Source organism: Streptomyces zinciresistens K42 (assembly GCF_000225525.1).
Classification (GTDB): domain Bacteria; phylum Actinomycetota; class Actinomycetes; order Streptomycetales; family Streptomycetaceae; genus Streptomyces; species Streptomyces zinciresistens.
Genome location: NZ_AGBF01000479.1, coordinates 1 through 636, shown reverse-complemented (window position 1 = coordinate 636; position 636 = coordinate 1). Strand labels below are relative to the sequence as shown.

The window sequence follows — 636 nt, the reverse complement described above, 5'->3', positions numbered from 1 at the left end:
CGAGGGCGACGCGTACGCGGCCGGCGAGGACCCCGGCACCCACGACGCGTACGACGATGCCGCGGACGAACCCGACGGCGGCGAGGGGCCCGGGGAGGGCGGCGGGAGCCGTCGCGATCGCAAGGCCGCCGCCCACCGCAGGCGCCGCCGCCGGACCCTGCTGGTCGTCGCCGGCTTCGTCCTGGCCGCCGGCGGGCTGAGCCTCGCCGAACTCGGCATGGACGCCCCGGGCACGCCCCCCGAGCCCGCGGTGGCCGGTGACGCGACGGCGGAGGGCGCCGCGGAGTCGGAGCTCTCCCCGTCGCCGGACGTGACCGCGGGCGCCACGCGCCCCGGGGCGGGCGGCGCCTCCGCGAGCCCGTCGGCGTCCCCCTCGGTGCCGGAGTCCGCCGAGGGCGGCGGGAAGGAGGGCGAGGGCGAGAGCCCGACGCGCGACTCCCGGCCCGCGACGGCCGGCGGCGGCTCCGGTCCGACCGCCACCGCCCCGGCCCCGCCGCACACGTCGGCCCCGGACCCGACCCCCACGACCGCGCCGCCCGCGGCGGACCCGGCCCCGGACCCCAAGCCGTCGGAGACCTGCGACCGGTTCCTGTGGTGGTGCACCTGACGCACGCCCCGCCCGACCGCGCCCGCCGC

At 82.2% G+C, this 636-nt stretch carries 1 protein-coding gene; it reads left to right on the top strand.

The window, feature by feature from the left end:
• The coding region (locus SZN_RS41820) for an SCO2400 family protein (RefSeq protein WP_007506614.1) at nucleotides 1-607 on the top strand (607 nt) is incomplete at its 5' end.
• Nucleotides 608-636: the final 29 nt, after the last annotated feature.